The organism is Yokenella regensburgei (genome assembly GCF_003634235.1).
Classification (GTDB): domain Bacteria; phylum Pseudomonadota; class Gammaproteobacteria; order Enterobacterales; family Enterobacteriaceae; genus Yokenella; species Yokenella regensburgei.
This window is the reverse complement of sequence record NZ_RBIZ01000003.1, coordinates 1,322,061-1,343,440: the sequence shown is the minus strand read 5'-3', so window position 1 is coordinate 1,343,440 and position 21,380 is coordinate 1,322,061. Positions and strand designations below refer to the sequence as shown.

The window sequence follows — 21,380 nt, the reverse complement described above, 5'->3', positions numbered from 1 at the left end:
GTAATCTGCAGGGGTGTGCAGTAGAAGGACGGATCATGCAGAACCCCTCAACACCCCTCGTTATGACCACTCATGGCCCGCTGGCGGGCGTCGTGGATGGCAATATTCACCTCTGGCGTGGCATCCCCTATGCCGCGCCGCCCACAGGGCCACTGCGCTGGCGTGCGCCGCAGCCGGTGGAACCCTGGCAGGACGTTCGCGTCGCCAATACCTTTTCTCCCGCGAGCTGGCAAAGTCTCGATTACTGCTGCGAGCTCGGCGGCGGTGACCCGGGCCAGTTCTCCGAAGATTGTTTGTATCTCAACGTCTGGTCTCCGGCGGTGCGCAGTGAACCCCTGCCGGTGATGGTCTGGCTGCACGGCGGTGGGTTTACCATTGGCTCCGGCAGCCTGCCGCCCTACGACGGCAAGGCGCTGGCCGGGCGCGGCGTTGTGGTGGTTACGCTCAACTATCGCCTCGGACACCTCGGCTTCTTTGCCCATCCGGCGCTTGAGAATGAGGACGGTGAGCGGCTCTATAACTTCGCGCTACTCGATCAAATCACCGCCCTGCAGTGGGTGCGCGATAACATTGCTGCGTTTGGCGGCGATGCCGAAAACATTACCCTGTTCGGTGAATCCGCCGGGGCGCGCAGCGTGCTGTCGCTGCTGGCCTCGCCGAAAGCGAAGGGGCTGTTCCACAAAGCGATTATTCAGAGCGGGTATACGCTGCCGGATACGCCGCGCGGTGATGCGCTGGTCAAAGGCGAGCAGATTGCCGCCCATTTCGGTTTCGAACGGGCTACCGCCGATGAACTGCGCGCTATCCCGGCGGAGGCATTCTGGCCGCTGGAAGCGCCGCTCAACCGGGGGCCTGCGCCCATTTCCGGCGATGCCGTGCTCCCGCACCCGATGCTGGATGTTTTCTTCGCCGGCGCGCAGCACCCGATGCCGGTGATGGTGGGCTCAAACAGCGACGAAGCCAGCGTCATGGAGGTGTTTGGCGTAGATGTGGCGCAGGAGATCCAGAAGCTGCGCCGCGATCGACGGCTGGGCCTCGGGCTGATTAAGCTGCTGTATCCCGGCGTCAGGGGAGATGCCGCGCTCGGGCGTCAGGTGTGCCGCGATATGGCATTTACCACGCTGGGTTATGTGGTGATGCAGGCGCAGCAGCGCGCAGGCGAACCCTGCTGGCGCTACTGGTTCGACTACGTCGCCGAGGCCGAGCATGAGACCTATCAACACGGCACCTGGCACGGTAACGAAGTGCCATACGTGTTCGACACGCTGCGTTTAGCGGAGCCTGCGCGCCAGTACGTGAACGATAACGACGTCGCCTTTGCCGGACATGTGGCCGATTTCTGGGTGAATTTCGCCCGTCACGCCAGCCGGGAACACACTACGCTGAACGGTGTGACTCGCTGGTCTGCCAGCGTAAAAGGCCGCGACCGCCTGCTGCGGATTGGCTTAGACAAGCGCGCCGGGTTTAAGCTCGAAAAACGCTTTATGCGCGCCAGGCTGGCGCTCTTTAAGCGGGTGATGAAGCACCACGTTACCCTGGATTAATCAGCTCCTCGCGAAACCGCGCCAGCCCGTCCGCCTTGCCGGGAGATTCCCGCAGCAGCAGGCGGTAGCTGGCGCCGGTTTTCACACTCAGTGCATAAGGACGCACCAGCCGTCCACCGCGTAAATCCTCTTCCACCAGCGTTTCGTCGGCAATTGCTACGCCAAATCCCTGCACCGCGGCGGTGATCGCCAGATCCATGGTGTCGAAGTGTTGATTTTTTTGCATAGCCACCGGCTCGACGGGGGCGTAGCCTGCCAGCCACAGCGTCCAGTCGGTTTTATCGCGAGTAGGGTGCAAAAAGGTTTTCCCCTGTAGCGGGCTGTCACAGGCGAGATCCGGGCTTAACACCGGCGTTAACGACTCTTCAAACAGCAGGTCACCCATGGTCAGATGTGGGCCAAAGACAATCGCGGCATCGAAGGGTTCGGTCTTGAAGTTCACCTGATGGGCGGTGGTGGTGGTGAGCGCAATTTGCAGCTCCGGGTAGCGCTGTTCAATGGCAATCAGGCGCGGCACCAGCCAGCGCATGGCGCAGGTCGGCGCTTTTAAGCGCACCACGGTCTGCTGCTGGCGTGCCTGCTCGGCAATTACCAGCATTTTGCTGAACGCGCTTAAAAGCTCGGGATACAGCGCGCTGCCGTGCGGCGACAGGCGCAGCCCCCGGGCGTGACGTTCAAAGAGCGGAAACCCGAACCAGCTCTCCAGCGAGGCAATTTTGCGGCTCACCGCGCCCTGGGTCAGGCACAGCTCGCGCGCCGCATGGGTCAGGTTGAGATGACGGGCGGTGACGAGGAAGGTTTCAACGGCATTCAGCGGCAGGGTGCTACGCGACATCAGAGGCTCCAGCTATGCGTTTTTCTCATGGCTATTATGACAACAATTCGTTTGTCGCCACAACTGACTTTGGTTTGAATAGTTATGCACCTGAATCGAGAAGGGAAAAATAATGACTGTTCGTACACCTGTGAAAACGCGTTCTAAATTACCCGATGTCGGCACCACGATTTTTACCGTGATTGGCCAGCTTTCGGCGCAGCACGGCGCCATTAACCTCTCTCAGGGAGCGCCAAATTTCTCCTGCGATGCCGCGCTGATGGCGGGTGTCACGAAGGCGATGGAAGAGGGGCGCAACCAGTACGCGCCGATGACCGGCCTGCGGGCGCTAAAGGAGCGCATCGCGGAGAAAATTACCGGCCACTACGGCACCACCTACGACGTTGATGATGAAATTCTGGTAACCGCCAGCGCCAGCGAAGGGCTCTATTCCGCCATTAGCGGGCTGGTGCACCCCGGCGATGAGGTTATCTATTTCGAACCTTCCTTCGACAGCTATGCGCCGATTGTTCGCCTGCAGGGGGCAACGCCGGTTGCTATCAAACTCACGGTACCGGATTTCTCCGTGAACTGGGATGAGGTACGCGCCGCCATTACCCCGAAAACGCGGATGATCATCGTGAATACGCCGCACAACCCGAGCGGCCAGGTGTTCTCCCGTGAGGATCTCGAGCAGTTGGCGGCGCTGACCCGCCACACCGATATCATTATCCTCTCTGATGAAGTGTATGAGCATGTGGTGTTCGACGGCGAAGTGCACCACGGCATGGCAACGCATCCGGCGCTTGCCGAGCGTAGCGTGATTGTCTCGTCGTTCGGTAAAACCTTTCACGTCACCGGCTGGCGCGTAGGGTACTGCGTGGCGCCCGCTGCGCTAATGGATGAAATCTGCAAAGTACATCAGTTTATGATGTTCTCGGCCGATACGCCGATGCAGTACGCCTTTGCCGAGCACATGAGTAATCCACAAACCTGGATGACGCTGTCGGCGTTTTATCAGCGCAAGCGCGATCTCATGCAAACGCTGCTGGCCGATTCGCCGTTCCGCCTGTTGCCAAGCGCCGGGTCATTCTTCATGCTGGCGGATTACGCGCATTTCAGCGATGAAAGCGACAGCGAGATGGTGAAGCGGCTGATAACCGAATACGGCGTTGCCACTATTCCGCTGTCGGCGTTTTACACCGACGGAACAGATAACAAACTGATTCGCCTCTCTTTTGCCAAAGACGAGGCGACATTACGGGCCGGTGCGCAGGCACTGTGTCGCGTTAAGCCGCGTTAAGCCGCGTTAAGGAGTGATACCATGAAGATGAAAGCACTTTTCCTCGCCCTCGGGATGTTCAGCGCATTTTCCACCTTTGCCGCAGGCGAACTGCGCTACGGCGTAGAAGCGGAATACCCGCCGTTTGAAAGCCGCAACGCCGCCGGGCAGCTGGAAGGCTTCGACATTGAACTTGGCAACGCGATATGCGCCGCCGCACAGCTTAAATGCGGCTGGGTCGAGACCTCATTCGATGCGCTGATCCCGGGCCTGACGGCGAAAAAGTTTGATGCCATCAACTCGGCAATGAACATTACCGAGCAGCGGCGTAAGAGTATTGATTTCACCCAGCCGATTTACCGCATTCCGTCGCAGCTGGTGGGTAAAGCCGACAGCGGTATGCAGGCGACGCCGGAAGGGCTGAAGGGCAAAACCATCGGCGTGCTGCAGGGCTCAATTCAGGAGACGTTTGCCAAAGAGCACTGGGAGAAGCACGGCGTCACGGTGGTGTCATACAAAGATCAGAATATGGCGTGGGCAGATTTACTTAACGGGCGTATCGATGCCTCGCTGGTGATGTCCGCCGCCGGTCAGGCCGGGTTCCTCAGCAAGCCGCAGGGCAAAGGGTTTGGCTTTATTGGTAAACCGGTTGCTGACGATACGATCCTCGGTAGCGGTATTGGTTACGGTATTCGCAAAGGCGATGACGCGACCAAAAAGCAGCTGGATACGGCGATCGACAAAGTGCGTGCCGACGGCACCATCACCCGCCTGGCGGCGAAATACTTCCCGGGAATTGATGTCAGCGTTAAGTAATCTCTGCACAGCCACTGCAATTTTTCACCCCTGCTGACGATGTCGGACAGGGGTTTTTTTATAGACACAAAATATTTACCTTTTTGCCTCATTTTTCTGCCCCCAACAATTGGATTATCAATCGTTTTTGTCTAGAGTGGGCGAATTCACGAGGCACCTGTTTTTCGCCGTAGCGCATCAATGGACTTACTAAAGGACGCTTTTTCAGGCATGAACCGCAGACGTTTTCTAAAATCCTCAATGGCTGTTGCCGCAGTATGTGGCACTTCCGGCGTAGCATCTCTTTTTACCCAGGCAGCCTTCGCGGCTGATTCGAACATCGCCGATGGCCAGACCCGCCGTTTTGACTACAACGTATTGCAGTCGATAGCGAAGGATCTGGCGCACCAGCCGTGGGGGGGAGCGCCGCGCGCGCTGCCTGACACTCTGGCAACGATGACCCCGCAGGCCTATAACGCCATCCAGTATGATGCGTCACAATCGCTGTGGAATAACGTTCCCGAACGCCAGCTTGATGTGCAGTTCTTCCACGTCGGGATGGGATTCCGCCGTCGCATCCGCATGTTCTCCGTTGATGCCAGCACCCAGCAGGCGCGTGAAATTCACTTCCGCCCGGAGCTGTTTAAATATGACGGTACCGGGGTTGATACCCGCCAGCTGGAAGGGCAGACCGACCTCGGTTTTGCCGGGTTCCGCGCCTTCAAAGCGCCGGAGCTGGCGCGTCGCGATATCGTCTCGTTCCTGGGTGCCAGCTATTTCCGCGCCGTGGATGATACGTTCCAGTACGGCCTGTCCGCGCGCGGTCTGGCGGTTGATACCTTTACCGACACGCCGGAAGAGTTTCCGGACTTCACCTCGTTCTGGTTTGAAACCGTTAAACCGGGCGCCACGGTGTTCACCGTCTACGCGCTGCTCGACAGCCCAAGCGTGACCGGCGCCTATAAGTTCGTCATCAACTGCCAGCAAACGCAGGTGATTATGGACGTCGAGAATCACGTTTACGCGCGTAAAGACATCAAGCAGCTCGGCATTGCGCCGATGACCAGCATGTTCAGCTGCGGCAACAACGAGCGCCGGATGTGTGACACCATCCACCCGCAGATCCACGATTCCGATCGTCTGTCGATGTGGCTGGGCAACGGTGAGTGGATCTGCCGTCCGCTGAATAACCCACAAAAACTGCAGTTCAACGCCTATATGGATAAAAACCCGAAGGGCTTTGGTCTGCTGCAGCTGGACCGCGATTTCAGCCACTATCAGGACGTGATGGGCTGGTACAACAAACGCCCGAGCCTGTGGGTGGAGCCGCGTAACGCATGGGGGAAAGGAGCCGTCTCGCTGATGGAGATCCCGACCACCGGCGAAACGCTGGATAACATCGTTTGCTTCTGGCAGCCGGAAAAAGCGGTGAAAGCGGGCGACGAGCTTGATTTCAAATATCGCCTCTACTGGAGCGCGCAGCCGCCGGTGCGTTCACCGCTGGCTCGGGTGATGGCAACCCGCACCGGCATGGGGGCGTTCCCGGAAGGCTGGGCGCCGGGCGAACATTTCCCGGAGAAATGGGCCCGTCGCTTCGCCATCGATTTTGTCGGCGGCGACCTCAAAGCCGCTGCGCCGAAGGGCATTGAGCCGGTTATCACACTTTCAAGTGGTGAAGCTAAACAGGTCGAGATCCTCTACGTCGAACCGTTTGATGGTTACCGTATTCTCTTCGACTGGTACCCGACCTCCGACTCGACTGACCCGGTTGAGATGCGCATGTTCCTGCGCTGTCAGGGAGACGCCATCAGTGAAACCTGGCTGTATCAGTACTTCCCACCGGCGCCGGACAAACGTACCTACGTTGACGACCGCATCATGAAATAACGCCCGAGTTCGCCCCGCCTGACGGTGGGGCGTTTCTCTAAGCAGGGAGAAGAGGCATGACTTTGTGCAACGACGCGGTGATTGCGGTTGATGACCACATCCGGCTTCAGGCCATCGACGAGCGCTTTGTGCCAGAACTGCACCAGCTGGTGGTGAAGAACCGGGCGTTTTTGCAGCAGTCGCTGGACTGGCCGCAGCACGTGACGGACGAAGCCGCGAGCCGCCAAAATGCCATCGGTAACGTGATGCTGCACCAGCGTGGTTACGGCAAAATGTTCCTGATTTTTGTCGATGAGCAGATGGTGGGCGTGCTCTCCTTCAACCTGATTGAACCACAGAATAAAACCGGCTATATCGGCTACTGGATAGACGAGTCGTGGCAGGGAAAGGGCATTCTTTCCCGGGCGCTTAACGCGTTTGTGGCGTTCTACGGCAAGGCCGGGATCGTGCGCCGCTTTGTTATCAAATGCCGGGTGGCTAACCTCGAAAGCAACCGCGTAGCGCTGCGCAACGGTTTCGTGCTGGAAGGCTGCCTGAGGCAGGCCGAATTCCTCAACGGCGAATATCACGACCAGAATATTTACGCACGCATTGTGGACCCCACCTCAGAGTGAACCCAGCAGCGGTGAGCGGGTAATGCGCTCGCTGCCGTTAATCACTTTTTGCCCGTGAACGTGGATCCGTTCGCCGTCGAAGGTTTCAATCACCGCGTCATCGCTCATTTCCACCTGGTGCTCCACAATCACATCTCCCCGGATCCGCGCGCGCCCCTGGATAATCACCCGGTCGTCCAACAGTACCGGGCCGCCCTGGATCCAGGCACGGCCTCCAACCAGCACATGACGGCGCAGCACGCAGTTGCCTTCCACCACCGCGTTCTCGGCCACCTGCGCGTTGTAGCGTAGCGTGGGGATTGCGTCTTCGCCGAGCCCGGCGATAAGCCGCGCATTACCATAGACTTTGGCGCAGTCGCAGACCCAGACGTTGTTCTCTTCATTACCTTCAATCATGGCGGTATCAAAAATCTCAGCGCGGTGCTCGATAAAGCCCTGATGCACAATCGCATCGCCGTAAATTTGCGCCTGATGAACCACTCGGGAGCGGCTGACCGTGGCGCGATCGTAAATCTGCAGGTACTGGTCGTGATCCGGCGTCATGCCCCGGGCGGCAATGATTTCGCTGCCATCAAGAATACGGGCGTGGCCGAAGAGGTGACACTCGCCGCGAATTTGTGAAGCCTGTATAGTGACGTTGTCACTGATTAACGCCTGGTGACTGATAACGCAAGGGTCGACAATCCGGGCGTTATGCTCAATGCGCGCACCGGCAAAGACCACGCTCTCCGGGTCGTAGATCCAGCAATGCCCCTCCTGCGACAGCACCGAACCCTCGCTAATCCAGCCGCCGTAGCTACCCGCCGTGACGTCGGCGAAATCGCGCAACGCAATAATCTGCCGCAGCGAGACGCTTGTCCTGTTTCCTGCGTGCAGGTAGTCATAGGTGCGGGTTTCTTCACTCAGGCGATACTTGTTCATCATGCGCATCTCTTCACGGACGGGTAACATAAACGTAGCAAAGAAAGGCGTAGCGCGGGTTTAAAGGTTACTTTAAAATGCATGTTATAAATTGCGCCTGTTGATAAAAAGGAAGAGCTATGACCCGCTGTGATGACAACTACTTTACCGACAAATACGGCATGACCCGCACCCACTCAGAGGTGGTCCACGCGGCAACGATAGTCGCGCCCGGGAAGACCCTCGATCTTGGCTGCGGCAATGGGCGCAACAGCCTCTATCTCGCGGCAAACGGTTTTGACGTCACCGCGTGGGATAAAAACCCCAACAGCATCCAGAATCTGGAAAATATCCGTCGCGAAGAGGGGCTGGAAAACCTGCACAGCGCCATTCAGGATCTGAACAACCTGAGCTTTGACGGGGAATACGATTTTATTCTTTCAACCGTCGTGCTGATGTTCCTCGAAGCGAAAACCATTCCGGGACTGATTGCCAATATGCAGCGCTGCACCAAACCGGGCGGCTATAACCTGATCGTCGCGGCAATGGATACCGAAGATTATCCGTGCACCGTCGGCTTCCCGTTTGCGTTTAAGCCGCAGGAGCTCAGCAATTATTACGCCGGCTGGGAGCTGCTGAAATACAATGAAGAGGTGGGCGAACTGCACCGGACCGATGCTAACGGTAACCGGATTAAGCTGCGTTTTGCCACGATGCTGGCGCGTAAGCCTTTCTAATTACATCTGAATCGTGCCGCTCTGCCAGGAGCGGCACTTATTTTTCATTCCTGAGATCTGCCACACTTTTGCCTCAACAAATTCCCGCTCCGTTTGCTATAACTAACTGGCACTCTTGCATTTACAGGGATTATTTCATGCGTACTAAAGTACTTTTAAGCGTTGCTGCGCTTACAGCAATGCTTGCTTTGACGGGCTGTGCTTCTAAAATTGCGCAACCCACTCAATATTCGGGATTTTTAAAAGATTATTCTAATCTGAAGGAGACAACATCCGCTTCCGGCGCGCCGGAGTTACGTTGGATTGATCCAAACTATAATCCGGCGAATTACGACAACGTCGTCTATAACCCGATTATTTATTATCCGGTGCCGAAGCCGAATACTCAGGTAGGGGAAAAGGCGCTCGATCAGATCCGTAACTACACCAACACCCAAATGAAAAAGGCGATTGCCGAGCGTAAACCGCTGGCAACCACCGCGGGTCCGCGTAGCCTGATCTTCCGTGGCGCTATCACCGGCGTAGACTCCAGCAAAGAAGGATTGCAGTTCTATGAGGTTATCCCTGTCGCGATGATTGTTGCGGGGACTCAGGCGGCAACCGGCCACCGTACCATGGATACCAGCCTGTACTTTGAAGGCGAACTGATTGATGCCCGGACCAACAAGCCGGTTATCAAAGTGGTGCGTAAAGGTGAAGGGAAAACGCTTGCCAATGAAAACACGCCAATGACCATTGATACCCTGAAGCAGGTTATCGACAATATGGCGATTGACGCGGTTAAGTTTGATCCGACCCAGAAGTAAAACCGGTAGCGCCATCTTCCGATGGCGCTTTTTTTATCATGCCGCGTTTCGTACCGCCCGCCCTCTGAACCAGGTCTCTGGTTTAGCAAACATCACCAGGTTACCCAGCAGGATCAGCGCCAGCCCGGCCACCGCGTTAATATGCCAGACGTAGCCCTCATAGAACGTGGAGATGGTGAGCGCCACCAGCGGGAACAAAAGGGTGCTGTAAGCCGCATTGCTGGCGCCGATGCGCCCGACCAGCGTGAAATATGCCCCAAAGGCAATCACCGAGCCAAACAGCGCCAGGTAGAACAGCGCGCCCATGTAGCTTATGGTGAATTCCGGCATAAAGCTGTCCCCGCGTACCAGCGCGATAGCCCCCATGACGATGGTGCCGTAAAGCATCGCCCAGCTGTTGGTGGTGAGCGTTTCAAGCCCGCGACGCTGATGGCGCAGGCTCAGCATGTTACCCAGCGAGAAGCCATAGGTGCCAAGCGCGCTGAGGCCAATACCCAGCAGCAGAGAGGCGTTAAGCCCGCTTGCCAGCAGATCGTCCCAGAACAGCGTCACAATCCCGAGCAGGCCAAGCAGGGCGGCAAGATAAAAACGGCCCGGCGGCTGCTGGCGGAAGAAAATAAAGCTGTTGATGGCGTTAAACAGCACCGCCATCGAGAAAATCACCGATTCGAGCCCGGTATTGATATACGCTGCGGCGGTATAAAAGCACCAGAAATTGAAGCAGAACACGCAGCAGCCCTGCACCATACAGAACAGGTGATCGCGAAATGTCAGCCTGCGCAGCCGACGCATCACCAGCAGCACGGCCATCAGCGTGATGCTTGCCACCGCAAAGCGCCAGAAAATAGACACCGGGGCCGGAACGGGGCCCTGTTGCAGAAAAATCGCTATCCATGTGGTTCCCCAGATAACCACCACCAGCACGTACAGTAATGCGTTCATTTTTTCTCTCTTATGATGACTGCCAACGGACAGTCTGGCCCGGATCGCGGTCGGGCGCTTTCACCATGCTGCGCTGAACTTGCAAATTCTTGCGCTTTTTATCCGGCGGGTTGATGTGGGGCTGGCATCAGCGCACGTCTGTACATAGACTAGAGTTTTGCTGAACAGGAAACGCTGCCGGAATGTCTCACGCCTACGATACCTTTGAAACGCTACGCAAACAGAAAGCCATTCTGCGGGATACCGTTTCACTGAATTCAGGCATTCAGCTGGCGGCGTGGTACAACAAGCGCGATACGGTCACGGTGCAGAGCTCGCACCACACGCTGAGCCTGTACGTGGCGGATGGCTACGAGAGTTACCAGAAAACGCCGCAGGGGTGGAAAAACGGTGGCGGGCCGGATCGCTTTTGCCTGATGCCGAAAGCCTGTGAAACCACCTGGGACATTCGCGACGATCTGTCGTTTGTGCATCTTTACTGTACCGACGAACACCTGCGTGAAGTGGGAGAGAAAATCTGGGATCGCAGTCCGGCTAGCTTTACCCTCGATGAAAAAACCTTCGCCAACGATCCGAAAATCACCGCCGTCTACCGCCAGTTTCTGCTCGGCTGTGACTGGCAGCAGCAGGCCAATCAGCTGACGCTCAGTACCGCCAGCACGCTGCTGCTGACCCATCTTATTCAGCATTATTCGAACGTGCAGTGGCAGTTGCCCGTGGTCACCGGCGGCCTGGCGCCGTTCGTGCTGCGCCATATCCTTGGCTTTATCGAAGCGCACCTTGGCGAACCGCTAACGCTTGCCACGCTTGCCCAGCAGGCGGCGCAGAGCGAATATCACTTCGCCCGCATGTTCCGCCACTCCATGAAGATGGCTCCGCATCAGTACGTGATGCAGCGGCGGATGGTGAAGGCGACCGAGCTGGTGCGCCACTCAACGCTGTCGCTTACCGAGGTGGCGCTGGCCTGCGGATTCAGCTCTGCCAGCCACTTCAGCAACCGTTTTAAGGCTTCAACCGGGCAAACCCCTTCGCAGCTACGCGCGGCGCAGTGACAGCACCGCATAGCACAGCCCGCCCGCCACTAATCCCCAGAATGCCGAGCCCACGCCCGCAAGCGTGATGCCGCTGGCGGTGACGAGAAAGGTGACCATCGCCGCATCGCGTTCATTTTCCTGCGCCATTGCCTGCACCAGGCTGCCGCCGAGGGTGCTGAGCAGCGCCAGCCCGGCGAGCATCTGGATCCACGCCACCGGTAATGCGCTCATCAGCGCGGTGATGGAGCCACCAAACGCACCTGCCAGCAGATAAAACCCCCCAGCTGCCGCCGCGGCGCGCCAGCGCTGGCTGGGCTCCGGGTGAGCGTCCGGGCTCTGGCAGATGGCGGCGGTAATGGCGGCAATGCAAATCGAATACACGCCAAACGGCGACAGCAGCAGCGCCAGCGCGCCGGTGAAGATAATCAGCGGTGATACCGGCACCTGATAACCGTTGGCCTGCAGGGTGGCAAAGCCCGGCGCATTTTGCGATGCCATGGTGACGAGGAAAAACGGGATCCCAACGCTAATCAGCAGCTGTGGCGTAAAGACGGGGGCGATAAATTCTGGTGCGGCGAAGCTAAAAGAGAGCGCAGAGGTATTCACTTCACCGTTCATCAGCGCCGCCGCGCATCCCACGACCAGCGCCGCCACCACCGCATAGCGCGGCGCGAACGCTTTTAACGCCAGCCACGCCAGCAGCATACTGCCGCAAAGCAGCAGGTTGTCCTGCAGGCTGACGAACGCCTGTAAACCAAAATGCAGCAGGATCCCGGCAAGCATTGCGGCGGCAAGCGAATGGGGGATCACCCGCATCAGGCGGGCGAAAAGCCCGGTCACGCCGCAGAGCACAATCAGGGCGTTTGCAAAGATAAATACCCCGACGGCTTCGGCGAGAGTCACATGCTGCAGCCCGCCCACCAGCAGCGCGGCTCCCGGCGTGGACCAGGCGGTGAGCACCGGCGCTTTGCGCCAGAAGGTCAGGGCGAGGGTGCTTATCCCCATCGCAAAACCCAGGGCGGTCATCCACCCGGCGATTTGTGCCGAACTGGCCCCGGCGGCGGCCGCAGCCTGCCAGATAATCGCCGCCGAACTGGCGTAACCCACCAGCACGGCGACAAAGCCGGATAGCAGCGTCGGAAAGGGAAGTATCTGGCGCATGTTGACTCCTTGTGCGTTATAGCGTCCGAGGAATGTAGCACTGTGCGCTATAGCGTACAAGTGATAAACTGGTGAAAAAGGAGACGCTATGGAACTTGCTCACCACTTATCATCAACGCTCAAATCCCTTCGCCAGCAGCGAGGCTGGAGCCTGTCGCGGCTGGCAGAAGAGACGGGCGTGTCGAAAGCGATGCTGGGCCAGATTGAGCGTAACGAATCCAGTCCGACGGTTGCGACGTTATGGAAAATCGCTACCGGACTCAACGTACCGTTCTCGCTGTTTATCAGCCCGCCGCAGGCCAATGAGCCGCCGGTGTTTGACCCGCAGCAGGCGATGGTGGTCACGACGCTGTTCCCGTGGGATCCGAAGCTGCATTACGATCACTTTTCTATCACTCTGGCGCCGGGGGCGCTCAGCGAATCGACGCCGCACGAAGCGGGGGTGATTGAGCATGTGGTGGTGATAGCGGGCGTGCTCGACATGTGCATCGATGGCGTCTGGCAGTCGTTAAACGCCGGTGAAGGACTGCGTTTTGCCGGTGACCGCGCGCATGCCTATCGCAACAGCCGCGAGGCGACGGTGCATTTTCACTCGCTGGTACACTATCCTGAAGGAAAACCCGGCAAAGCCGTAGCGTAAACGATGGAAAATGATTTCGTCCGGCGGCAGTTCTGACTACAATAGCCGCCATTTTGACCATAACGGATAAAAACCAGAGTATGCGCCTGCAAAACCATCATCTTGAACTGCTCAGCCCGGCACGTGACGCGTCGATTGCCCGTGAAGCTATTCTTCACGGCGCGGACGCGGTGTATATCGGAGGGCCGGGATTTGGTGCGCGTCACAACGCCAGCAACAGTCTGAGCGACATCGCCAGCCTGGTGCCCTTTGCTCATCGCTATGGCGCGAAGGTGTTTGTGACGCTGAATACCATTCTTCATGATGACGAGCTGGAACCGGCGCAGAAGCTGATTACCTCGCTGTACGATGCGGGCGTGGACGCGATGATTGTGCAGGATATGGGGATCCTCGAACTGAGCCTTCCGCCGATTGAGCTGCATGCCAGTACCCAGTGTGATATCCGTAGCGTCGAGAAAGCAAAATTCCTCGCCGACGTTGGCTTCACCCAGATCGTGCTTGCCCGCGAGCTGAACCTGCAACAGATTGCCGACATTCGCGACGCCACCGATGCCACCATTGAGTTCTTTATCCACGGTGCGCTGTGCGTGGCTTACTCCGGCCAGTGCTATATCTCTCACGCCCAGACCGGGCGCAGCGCCAACCGCGGTGACTGCTCTCAGGCCTGCCGTCTGCCGTACACCCTGAAAGACGATCAGGGGCGCGTGGTGTCGTTTGAGAAACACCTGTTGTCGATGAAAGATAACGATCAGACCGCCAACCTTGGCGCGCTGGTTGATGCCGGTGTGCGTTCCTTCAAAATTGAAGGTCGCTACAAGGACATGAGCTACGTGAAGAACATCACCGCCCATTATCGCCAGATGCTCGATGCGATTATCGAAGATCGCGGCGACCTGGCGCGGGCCTCTTCCGGGCGTACCGAGCACTTCTTCATTCCGTCGACCGATAAGACCTTCCATCGCGGCAGCACCGACTATTTCGTTAACGACCGTAAAGGGGATATTGGCGCCTTTGACTCACCGAAGTTTATCGGCCTGCCGGTGGGCGAAGTGCTGAAGGTCAGCAAAGACCACCTGGACGTTGAAGTGACCGAGCCGCTGGCGAACGGCGATGGGCTGAACGTGATGATCAAGCGCGATATCGTCGGTTTTCGCGCTAACACCGTGGAGAAAACCGGGGAAAACCGCTACCGCGTGTGGCCGAACGAGATGCCGGCCGACCTGCACAAGGTGCGCCCGCACCAGGCGCTCAACCGTAACCTCGATCACAACTGGCAGCAGGCGTTGACCAAAACCTCAAGCGATCGCCGCGTGGCGGTGGATGTTGAGCTTTCCGGATGGCATGAGCAGCTCGTGCTGACGCTGACCAGTGAAGAGGGCGTCAGCGTCACCCACACCCTGGAAGGCCGCTTTGAAGAGGCGACCAACGCCGAAAAAGCGATGAACAGTCTGCAGGACGGGATCGCTAAACTTGGGCAAACGATGTACTACGCCCGCGAAATTAGCGTCAATTTGCCGGGTGCACTGTTCGTACCGAACAGCATGCTCAACCAGCTGCGCCGCGAAGCGGTAGAGATGCTGGATGACGCGCGTCTGGCGAATTACCAACGTGGCAGCCGTAAGCCGGTGTCTGTACCGCCGCCGGTGTTCCCGGAGACGCATCTGAGCTTCCTCGCTAACGTCTACAACCACAAGGCGCGTGAATTCTATCATCGCTACGGTGTGCAACTGATTGATGCTGCTTATGAAGCGCACGAAGAGAAGGGCGATGTGCCGGTCATGATCACCAAGCACTGCCTGCGTTTTGCCTTCAATCTGTGCCCGAAACAGGCGAAAGGCAATATCAAGAGCTGGCGCGCCACGCCGATGCAGCTGGTGCACGGTGATGAGGTGCTGACGTTACGCTTTGACTGCCGTCCGTGCGAGATGCATGTGGTCGGGAAAATCAAAAACCACATTCTGAAGCTGCCGCAGGCGGGCAGTATTGTGGCTTCCGTCAGTCCGGAAGATCTTCTGAAGACCCTGCCAGGGCGTAAAAATAGCTAATCAATAACAGGAGCCCCGGCTCCTGTTTCTTTATTTTTTCATTATGTTTGTTTGTGCAGATATTCACAATATCGATAAATTAATACAGTGAATATATTAGTTTTGCTTAATTTACAACTCAACTATTTCTAAATTGTCGTTAGTGTTTCTATTCATTAAATTCCCCTCCGAAGTATGAAATAAACCGAAGCGAAACAATAACTCACAGTCAAGGAATGAAAATGACATTAAATAAGCTAACAAAAGCGATGCTTTTTAGCGGGCTGATTTTACCTTTCGCCGCCTCCGCGGCATCGCTCACCATGAATGATGACACCAATACTATTAGTGGCCTGACCACCAGCCAGATGCTGAGTAAAGATAATGGTGAATCCTGGGTAGCTTATACCAGTGCGACACAAAATAGCTTCCCGGGCACCGTCACCGTGACGGTGGCGACCAAAGATGATAACGCGATCAAGGCCGTGGCTTACGATCCTGACTCGTCCTATGCGGGGGGTGCCGTGGTGAGTTACAACGGTCATTACTGGAGCGCCCAGTGGTGGGCTGAAGCGGGCCAGACGCCGGGCTCCAGCAGCGGCAACATGTGGACAGATTTAGGCGTTATTTCTATCAATACGCTGGCAACGTTCAAATTCACACCTTATACCGGACAGCAAGCCGCCGATATTCAGAGCAATGGCAAAGCGACCGTTGCCGCCCAGCGCAAGATCATCGGCTATTTCCCGGAATGGGGCGTCTATGATGCCCATAATAACTTCACCCCGGATAAAATTGATTTCACGGGTCTGACGCACCTTAACTACGGCTTTGGTATTGTTGAAGACGGGGAGGTCATTATCCACGATACCGATAAAGGCCCGGGTCTGCTGAAGCAGCTCGATGAGCTGACCGAAGAGAACAGCGTCAGCTATATGATTTCAGTCGGTGGCTGGGACAACTCACAGGAAGGCGTCTTTGAGACGGCAACCAAAACCCAGGACGGCACCGATAAGCTTGCTGACAGCATGATTGCCTTTATGCAGAAGTACGGCTTTGACGGTATCGACGTTGACTGGGAATATCCGGACACCGATGCAGAAAAAGCCCAGTTCACCAGCCTTATCCAGACGCTGCGCAGCAAGCTGGATACCGCAGGTTTAGCCAGCGATAAGTATTATCAGCTGTCGGCGGCGGTGACCACCAATCACAATAACATTCAGTACATTAACCCGAAAGTGACCGCGCCGCTGCTGGACAGCGTCAACGTGATGGCTTACGACATCCACGGCGCCTTCGACGCGATCACCGGGCACAACGCGCCGCTGTTTGCTAACAGTATGGATAGCGATCCGCTGTTAAACGTGGCATCGACCATGAAGGAGTATAACGAGACCTGGGCGGTACCGAAGCAGAAGTTAATGATGGGCCTGCCGTATTATGGCCGTGGCTGGGGTAGCGTCGCGTCAACCGAACTGGAAGCCGGCCTGCCGGGGCTGTTTGTCGCCGGTTCGGCGACGGTTCACGGGCAATGGGATGATGAGGGTCAGTACACCGGGACGAACCCATACGCGACCCTGAAGACCATGCTGGCGAGCGGGAAGTATACCCGCTACTGGGACGATCAGGCGAAAGTGCCGTATCTGTACAGCAACTCAACGCAGGAGTTTTTCACCTATGACGATCCGGAGTCGATTCAGGGGAAAGTCGACTATATCAACGCCCAGGGCTTCGGCGGCGCGATTATCTGGGATCTGAGCGGCGACACCAGCGATCATGAGCTGGGTGATATCGTTAAGCCGTTAAAAGATACCCAGCTCACCGGCTACCTGGGGTATACCACCAATACCATTGCCAACTATACGACTAACAATGTCAAAACCACGTTCATGATCCTGAACCTGGACAAATCCTTCCAGGAAGGGAGCTATGAATATAAGCTGACGCTCAACGGCAATGTCGTGTGCAGCAGCAATAACGGTAAAGTCACTGGCGGAACTAAATCCGTTAACGGCAGCACCGTATCGTTATCATGCAACCTTAAAACGCCGGTAGCGGGGGATGTACTTACATTCACCGTAGGTGGTACGACTATTTTTGAAAAAACATTGACCGATGACATTCGTTTTGAGACAGACAATAATATAAAGGCGCTGAATCTGAACGGGACTTCATTTACTTTCGATTTCACCCCTTCCGGCAGTGAGCAGTATGTTATTTATCTGAACAATAAATATAGCGGGGATTTCCGTACCAATCCTAATAACAAGAATGGTATGGGTACAGCTTCTTATTTGTCTTATGTCACTATGGCGAATGGCGAACTCAATATCAGGGCGCGTTCGTGGGGTAACATTAAATCTGGCGATAAGATCGAGATTATCCGTAATGGCAATACGCTGGTAGGGACTCTCATCGCACCATAACTGTTGTGAATAAATCCCCCCCTAAGTACTGAGGAGGGGGATTTAATTTACATCATCACGATTTAAAACCTGCGGCCGTCATCAACAGCCGGAAAAATGAACCGACTGCTGCCAGCGCCATAACGCTGCCGCCCCACAGAATAACCAGCCAGAATAGCCGCTTGAACAGTGGTTGTTGCATCAATGATACCCCTCGCCGTGTTGAACTTTGCCGCGAAAGACGTAGTAACTCCAGAAGGTGTACACCAGAATTACCGGAATGATAAGCAGCGCGCCCACCAGCATAAAGCCCTGGCTTTGCGGCGGCGCGGCGGCCTGCCACAGGGTGACATCAGGCGGGATGAGGTTCGGCCAGATGCTGATCCCAAGCCCGCTGAAGCCAAGAAAGATAAGCCCAAGAGTGAGTAAAAACGCCGAGGCATGGTACTCCGGATGCGTCAGCACGCCCCACAGCCACAGACTCAGGGCCACCACCAGAATCGGCACCGGCAGCAGGAAGAACAGATTCGGCAGGCTGAACCAACGCTCGGCGATGGCGCTGTGTGCTAGCGGCGTCCACAGGCTGATAATGCCTATCACCACCAGCAGCGCCAGCAGCAGTTTTTTCGCCGTGGCGCGCATTTTTTGCTGCAGGGCATTCTCCGTTTTCATGACCAGCCACGTCGCGCCTAACAGCGCATAGGCAATCACCAGCCCCAGGCCGCAGAACAGGGTGAAAGGGGTGAGCCAGTCGAACGGCCCGCCGCTAAAGGTGCGGTTAGCCACCGGGAAACCGTTCAGTACGGCACCCACCACCACGCCCTGGCTGAAGGTGGCGAGGAGTGAGCCGCCGAGGAAGGCTTTATCCCAGAAGGGGCGGTGCGATGGCGTTGCCTGAAAGCGAAACTCAAACGCGACGCCACGGAAAATCAGACCAATGAGCATAAGCGTCAGCGGAATGGTCAGCGCATCGATAATCACCGCGTAGGCCAGCGGAAAGGCACCAAACAGCCCGGCACCGCCGAGCACCAGCCAGGTTTCGTTACCGTCCCAGACCGGGGCGACGCTGTTAACCATCACATCGCGGTCGGCGGCGTCACGGGTAGCCGGGAAGAGAATGCCAATCCCGAGGTCAAAACCATCCATCACGATGTACATCAGGGTGGCAAAGACGATAATCACAAACCAGATGACGGAAAGATCGATACCCATCAGCGCTGCTCCTCAGAATGAAAATGTTCTACCGCCGCTGAGAGCGGGCGAGCCGGCGTCCCGGTTGGTTCAGGGACAAACGCCTGCGGGCCTTTACGAATCAGGCGGATCATGTAGCTATAGCCAACGCCAAACACCGCGCTGTAGACCACAAAGAACGCCAGCAGGCTGATGCTCATGTGCAGGTCACCGTGGGCGGAGACCGCGTCTTTGGTGCGCTGTAAGCCGTAAACCACCCACGGCTGGCGGCCGACCTCCGTCGTCACCCAACCGGCAAGAATAGCGATAAGCCCGGAAGGCCCCATCCACAGCGCAAAGCGCAGGAACGGGCGAGACGTATAAAGACGCTGTTTTCGACGCAGCCACAGTGCGGCGACGCCAAGCAGTATCATCAGCATGCCGAGCCCGGCCATAATGCGAAACGACCAGAACACCATCGTCGAGTTGGGGCGATCCTCTTTCGGGAAATCCTTCAGCGCCGGAACCTGTTTATCAAGGCTATGGGTCAGAATAAGGCTGCCCAGCGCCGGGATTTCCAGACCATAACGGGTACGCTCCTGCTCCATATCCGGCCAGCCGAACAGCAGCAGCGGCGTAGGCTCGCCCGGCGGGTTTTCCCAGTGACCTTCAATGGCGGCAATTTTGGCAGGCTGGTGCTTGAGCGTGTTCAGACCGTGCATATCGCCAATCATCGCCTGTAACGGCGCGACAATCAGCGTCATCCACAGCGCCATCGAGAACATCGCGCGAATGGCTGGAGTGTTATTACCGCGCAGCAGGTGCCAGGCGGCAGAGGCCGCCACGAACAGCGCACTACTAAGAAACGCCGCCGTTGACATGTGCAGCAGCCGGTAAGGGAATGACGGGTTGAACACCACCGCGAACCAGTCTACCGGCACAACCTGACCATTGACGATTTCATAGCCCTGCGGGGTCTGCATCCAGCTGTTGGAGGCAAGGATCCAGAAGGTGGAAATAATCGTACCGAGCGCCACCATGCAGGTGGAGAAGAAGTGCAGCCCGGGGCCGACTTTCTTCCAGCCGAACAGCATCACGCCGAGGAACCCGGCCTCGAGGAAGAAGGCGGTGAGCACTTCGTAGGTCAATAGCGGGCCGGTAATACTCCCGGCAAACTGGGAAAAACCGCTCCAGTTAGTGCCGAACTGATAGGCCATCACCAGGCCTGACACCACGCCCATCCCGAAGTTAACGGCAAAGATTTTTGACCAGAACTGGTACAGCGAGCGCCATACCGGATTTTTACTTTTTAGCCATAACCCTTCGAGCACCGCCAGATAGCTGGCAAGGCCGATGGTTATCGCCGGAAAGATAATGTGGAAGGAAACCGTAAACGCAAACTGGATCCTTGCTAAATGAAAGGCATCAAGACCAAACATGCAGAACTCCGCAGAAAATTGATTCAGCGCAATTCTAGAGCCAGGGGATGGGCAGCGGCAGAAACAGAAAAGGCTTATTTATGTATAACAGTTGCCATACTGTTATGATTCTGCGAAAAGACCGCCGTAATAAAGTGTTACTTTCTCCAGCATTCCAGGCTACAAAAAAATAAGCGCCGCTCTTCATACTCCCGACTTCTTGTTATTTCCTCATTTATTGCGAGATATTCTTGTGAAGAGACGTTGCTTATTGGCAGTGGCATTGATGGGTTGTACGGGTATGGCGATGGCGCAGAACGTGACGGTGGATGTTCCCAGTGGTTATAAACTGGTGATGGTGCCATCGTCGGTGAGCGTGCCGGAATCAACAACGATTGTCAGCACCGCACCGCAGACGACCTATGTTGCACCGACGCAAACGGCGGCACCGGCGCCGGTGTATCATCCCCGGGCGCGGCATGTGGCAAGCGTAGCGGAAGGTATGGTGATAGAACATCAGTATGACGATCACCACTAAGCGTTAAAACGTAGCAAAACCCCGCCAGTATTCTGGTGGGGTTCACGGTGGGCGTTACAGCGAAATGTTGCAGGCAGAAATAAACTTCTTCACTGATTTGTTCGCGAACGACACTGAACCGGCGCCGGACGAGAGCTGATTACCTTTACCGTCTTTCACCCCGACCAGAAAATCTTCTCTGGACTGCTGGGCAAGCAGCTGCGCCAGCAGGGTTTTAATTTTGCCATTCTCACGACTTTCGAGCTGAATAGACTGCGGGTTGCGTCTGGCAAGCGTGGCGTTAAACGTCAGCGGCGCGTTGTCTGCTACTTTAATCAGCGACTGGTAATGGTGCGTGCCTTTTACGACGGTGTTGCTGTTTTGCTCAACCTGGCTTACCGAAAGCTGCCCGGCGGCGCAATCAAAGATAAGCGACTGGTTTTTATTGCTGATATCACCGACCAGTTCGGCACTTTTCCCGCCGGTAAAAATATCGTTTTCAACGTTGGTTTTCCATGCCGCCTGAGCGAAGGGCAGATAACCTGCCAAAAGAAAGGCGGAGGCTAAAACGGTTTTCTTAAACATATAATAAGTCCCACGCAAAAGCGCCTTTCTACCAGTATTCTGGTCATGGCTTGTGATTAATATTGCTTTATTTTTTTAGTGAATTTATCCGTATAAACCCATTTG

At 56.4% G+C, this 21,380-nt stretch carries 20 protein-coding genes; 12 read left to right on the top strand and 8 right to left on the bottom strand.

From position 1 onward, the window contains the following. Window positions 1-35: 35 nt before the first annotated feature. The gene (locus C7387_RS06640) at window positions 36-1,544 is read left to right on the top strand and encodes a carboxylesterase/lipase family protein (protein WP_120816346.1); all 1,509 of its coding nucleotides are present in this window, start codon (window positions 36-38) and stop codon (window positions 1,542-1,544) included. Here the strand turns inward: C7387_RS06640 and C7387_RS06635 are convergent. Next, on the bottom strand, window positions 1,531-2,379 hold the full coding sequence (locus C7387_RS06635; protein WP_120816345.1) for a LysR family transcriptional regulator: 849 nt from the start codon (window positions 2,377-2,379) through the stop codon (window positions 1,531-1,533). The two genes, C7387_RS06640 and C7387_RS06635, sit on opposite strands and share 14 nt — an antisense overlap. 112 nt (window positions 2,380-2,491) lie before the next feature. Here C7387_RS06635 and C7387_RS06630 point away from each other — a divergent pair, with 112 nt between their 5' ends. The 4 genes from C7387_RS06630 (at window position 2,492) to rimL (ending at window position 6,936) form a co-directional block, all read left to right on the top strand. Next, complete coding sequence (locus C7387_RS06630; protein ID WP_120816344.1) at window positions 2,492-3,661, top strand: pyridoxal phosphate-dependent aminotransferase; 1,170 nt, start codon at window positions 2,492-2,494, stop codon at window positions 3,659-3,661. Between the two features lie 21 nt (window positions 3,662-3,682). Then, a complete protein-coding gene (locus C7387_RS06625) occupies window positions 3,683-4,456 on the top strand; it encodes a transporter substrate-binding domain-containing protein (RefSeq protein WP_120816343.1) in 774 nt (257 codons plus the stop codon). Between the two features lie 210 nt (window positions 4,457-4,666). Continuing rightward, window positions 4,667-6,322 (top strand): glucan biosynthesis protein D, encoded by a 1,656-nt coding sequence (locus tag C7387_RS06620; RefSeq protein WP_040903524.1) that lies wholly within the window; start codon window positions 4,667-4,669, stop codon window positions 6,320-6,322. 56 nt (window positions 6,323-6,378) lie between these two features. Then, the gene (gene rimL, locus C7387_RS06615; protein ID WP_120816342.1) at window positions 6,379-6,936 is read left to right on the top strand and encodes a 50S ribosomal protein L7/L12-serine acetyltransferase; all 558 of its coding nucleotides are present in this window, start codon (window positions 6,379-6,381) and stop codon (window positions 6,934-6,936) included. On the opposite strand, the gene ydcK is transcribed toward rimL, so the two are convergent. Further along, entirely contained in the window at window positions 6,928-7,857 is a 930-nt protein-coding gene (gene ydcK / locus C7387_RS06610; protein ID WP_120816730.1) for a YdcK family protein, read from the bottom strand. The genes rimL and ydcK overlap by 9 nt on opposite strands. Window positions 7,858-7,976: 119 nt before the next feature. On the opposite strand from ydcK, the gene tehB reads away from it, so the two are divergent. Both tehB and C7387_RS06600 read left to right on the top strand, forming a co-directional pair. Continuing rightward, on the top strand, window positions 7,977-8,573 hold the full coding sequence (gene tehB, locus C7387_RS06605) for a tellurite resistance methyltransferase TehB (protein WP_006819864.1): 597 nt from the start codon (window positions 7,977-7,979) through the stop codon (window positions 8,571-8,573). 137 nt (window positions 8,574-8,710) lie between these two features. Next, window positions 8,711-9,379 (top strand): DUF3313 domain-containing protein, encoded by a 669-nt coding sequence (locus C7387_RS06600; protein WP_006819865.1) that lies wholly within the window; start codon window positions 8,711-8,713, stop codon window positions 9,377-9,379. A 36-nt stretch (window positions 9,380-9,415) separates the two neighbouring features. Here C7387_RS06600 and C7387_RS06595 read toward each other — a convergent pair whose 3' ends face one another. Further along, window positions 9,416-10,321, bottom strand: coding sequence for a DMT family transporter (locus C7387_RS06595; protein ID WP_120816341.1), 906 nt, complete (start codon window positions 10,319-10,321; stop codon window positions 9,416-9,418). Between the two features lie 182 nt (window positions 10,322-10,503). On the opposite strand from C7387_RS06595, the gene C7387_RS06590 reads away from it, so the two are divergent. After that, the gene (locus C7387_RS06590) at window positions 10,504-11,373 is read left to right on the top strand and encodes a helix-turn-helix domain-containing protein (RefSeq protein WP_006819867.1); all 870 of its coding nucleotides are present in this window, start codon (window positions 10,504-10,506) and stop codon (window positions 11,371-11,373) included. Here C7387_RS06590 and C7387_RS06585 read toward each other — a convergent pair. Next, the gene (locus tag C7387_RS06585; protein ID WP_120816340.1) at window positions 11,356-12,516 is read right to left on the bottom strand and encodes a benzoate/H(+) symporter BenE family transporter; all 1,161 of its coding nucleotides are present in this window, start codon (window positions 12,514-12,516) and stop codon (window positions 11,356-11,358) included. The genes C7387_RS06590 and C7387_RS06585 overlap by 18 nt on opposite strands. An 88-nt stretch (window positions 12,517-12,604) precedes the next feature. On the opposite strand from C7387_RS06585, the gene C7387_RS06580 reads away from it, so the two are divergent. The 3 genes from C7387_RS06580 (at window position 12,605) to C7387_RS06570 (ending at window position 17,606) form a co-directional block, all read left to right on the top strand. Next, window positions 12,605-13,156: a helix-turn-helix domain-containing protein gene (locus C7387_RS06580; protein WP_120816339.1), complete on the top strand. Its 552-nt coding sequence runs from the start codon at window positions 12,605-12,607 to the stop codon at window positions 13,154-13,156. 80 nt (window positions 13,157-13,236) lie between these two features. Beyond that, complete coding sequence (locus tag C7387_RS06575) at window positions 13,237-15,201, top strand: peptidase U32 family protein (protein WP_120816338.1); 1,965 nt, start codon at window positions 13,237-13,239, stop codon at window positions 15,199-15,201. Window positions 15,202-15,422: 221 nt separating this feature from the next. Then, complete coding sequence (locus C7387_RS06570) at window positions 15,423-17,606, top strand: glycosyl hydrolase family 18 protein (RefSeq protein WP_244922348.1); 2,184 nt, start codon at window positions 15,423-15,425, stop codon at window positions 17,604-17,606. A 55-nt stretch (window positions 17,607-17,661) separates the two neighbouring features. On the opposite strand, the gene C7387_RS06565 is transcribed toward C7387_RS06570, so the two are convergent. Genes C7387_RS06565 through C7387_RS06555 form a run of 3 tightly spaced genes read right to left on the bottom strand, consistent with a single transcriptional unit; the run spans window position 17,662 to window position 20,194 of the window. After that, window positions 17,662-17,787: a DUF2474 domain-containing protein gene (locus C7387_RS06565; RefSeq protein ID WP_072009095.1), complete on the bottom strand. Its 126-nt coding sequence runs from the start codon at window positions 17,785-17,787 to the stop codon at window positions 17,662-17,664. Then, window positions 17,787-18,797 carry a cytochrome d ubiquinol oxidase subunit II gene (gene cydB / locus C7387_RS06560; protein ID WP_120816336.1) on the bottom strand — a complete coding sequence of 337 codons (1,011 nt, stop codon included), beginning with the start codon at window positions 18,795-18,797 and terminating at the stop codon, window positions 17,787-17,789. The genes C7387_RS06565 and cydB overlap by 1 nt, the downstream gene beginning before the upstream one ends. Further along, on the bottom strand, window positions 18,797-20,194 hold the full coding sequence (locus tag C7387_RS06555) for a cytochrome ubiquinol oxidase subunit I (RefSeq protein ID WP_038257677.1): 1,398 nt from the start codon (window positions 20,192-20,194) through the stop codon (window positions 18,797-18,799). Before C7387_RS06555 ends, cydB begins: the two co-directional genes overlap by 1 nt. 232 nt (window positions 20,195-20,426) lie before the next feature. Here C7387_RS06555 and C7387_RS06550 point away from each other — a divergent pair, with 232 nt between their 5' ends. Beyond that, complete coding sequence (locus C7387_RS06550; RefSeq protein WP_038257676.1) at window positions 20,427-20,711, top strand: hypothetical protein; 285 nt, start codon at window positions 20,427-20,429, stop codon at window positions 20,709-20,711. 54 nt (window positions 20,712-20,765) lie between these two features. Here the strand turns inward: C7387_RS06550 and C7387_RS06545 are convergent, their stop codons facing one another. Next, a complete protein-coding gene (locus C7387_RS06545; RefSeq protein ID WP_120816335.1) occupies window positions 20,766-21,275 on the bottom strand; it encodes a hypothetical protein in 510 nt (169 codons plus the stop codon). Window positions 21,276-21,380 lie beyond the last annotated feature (105 nt).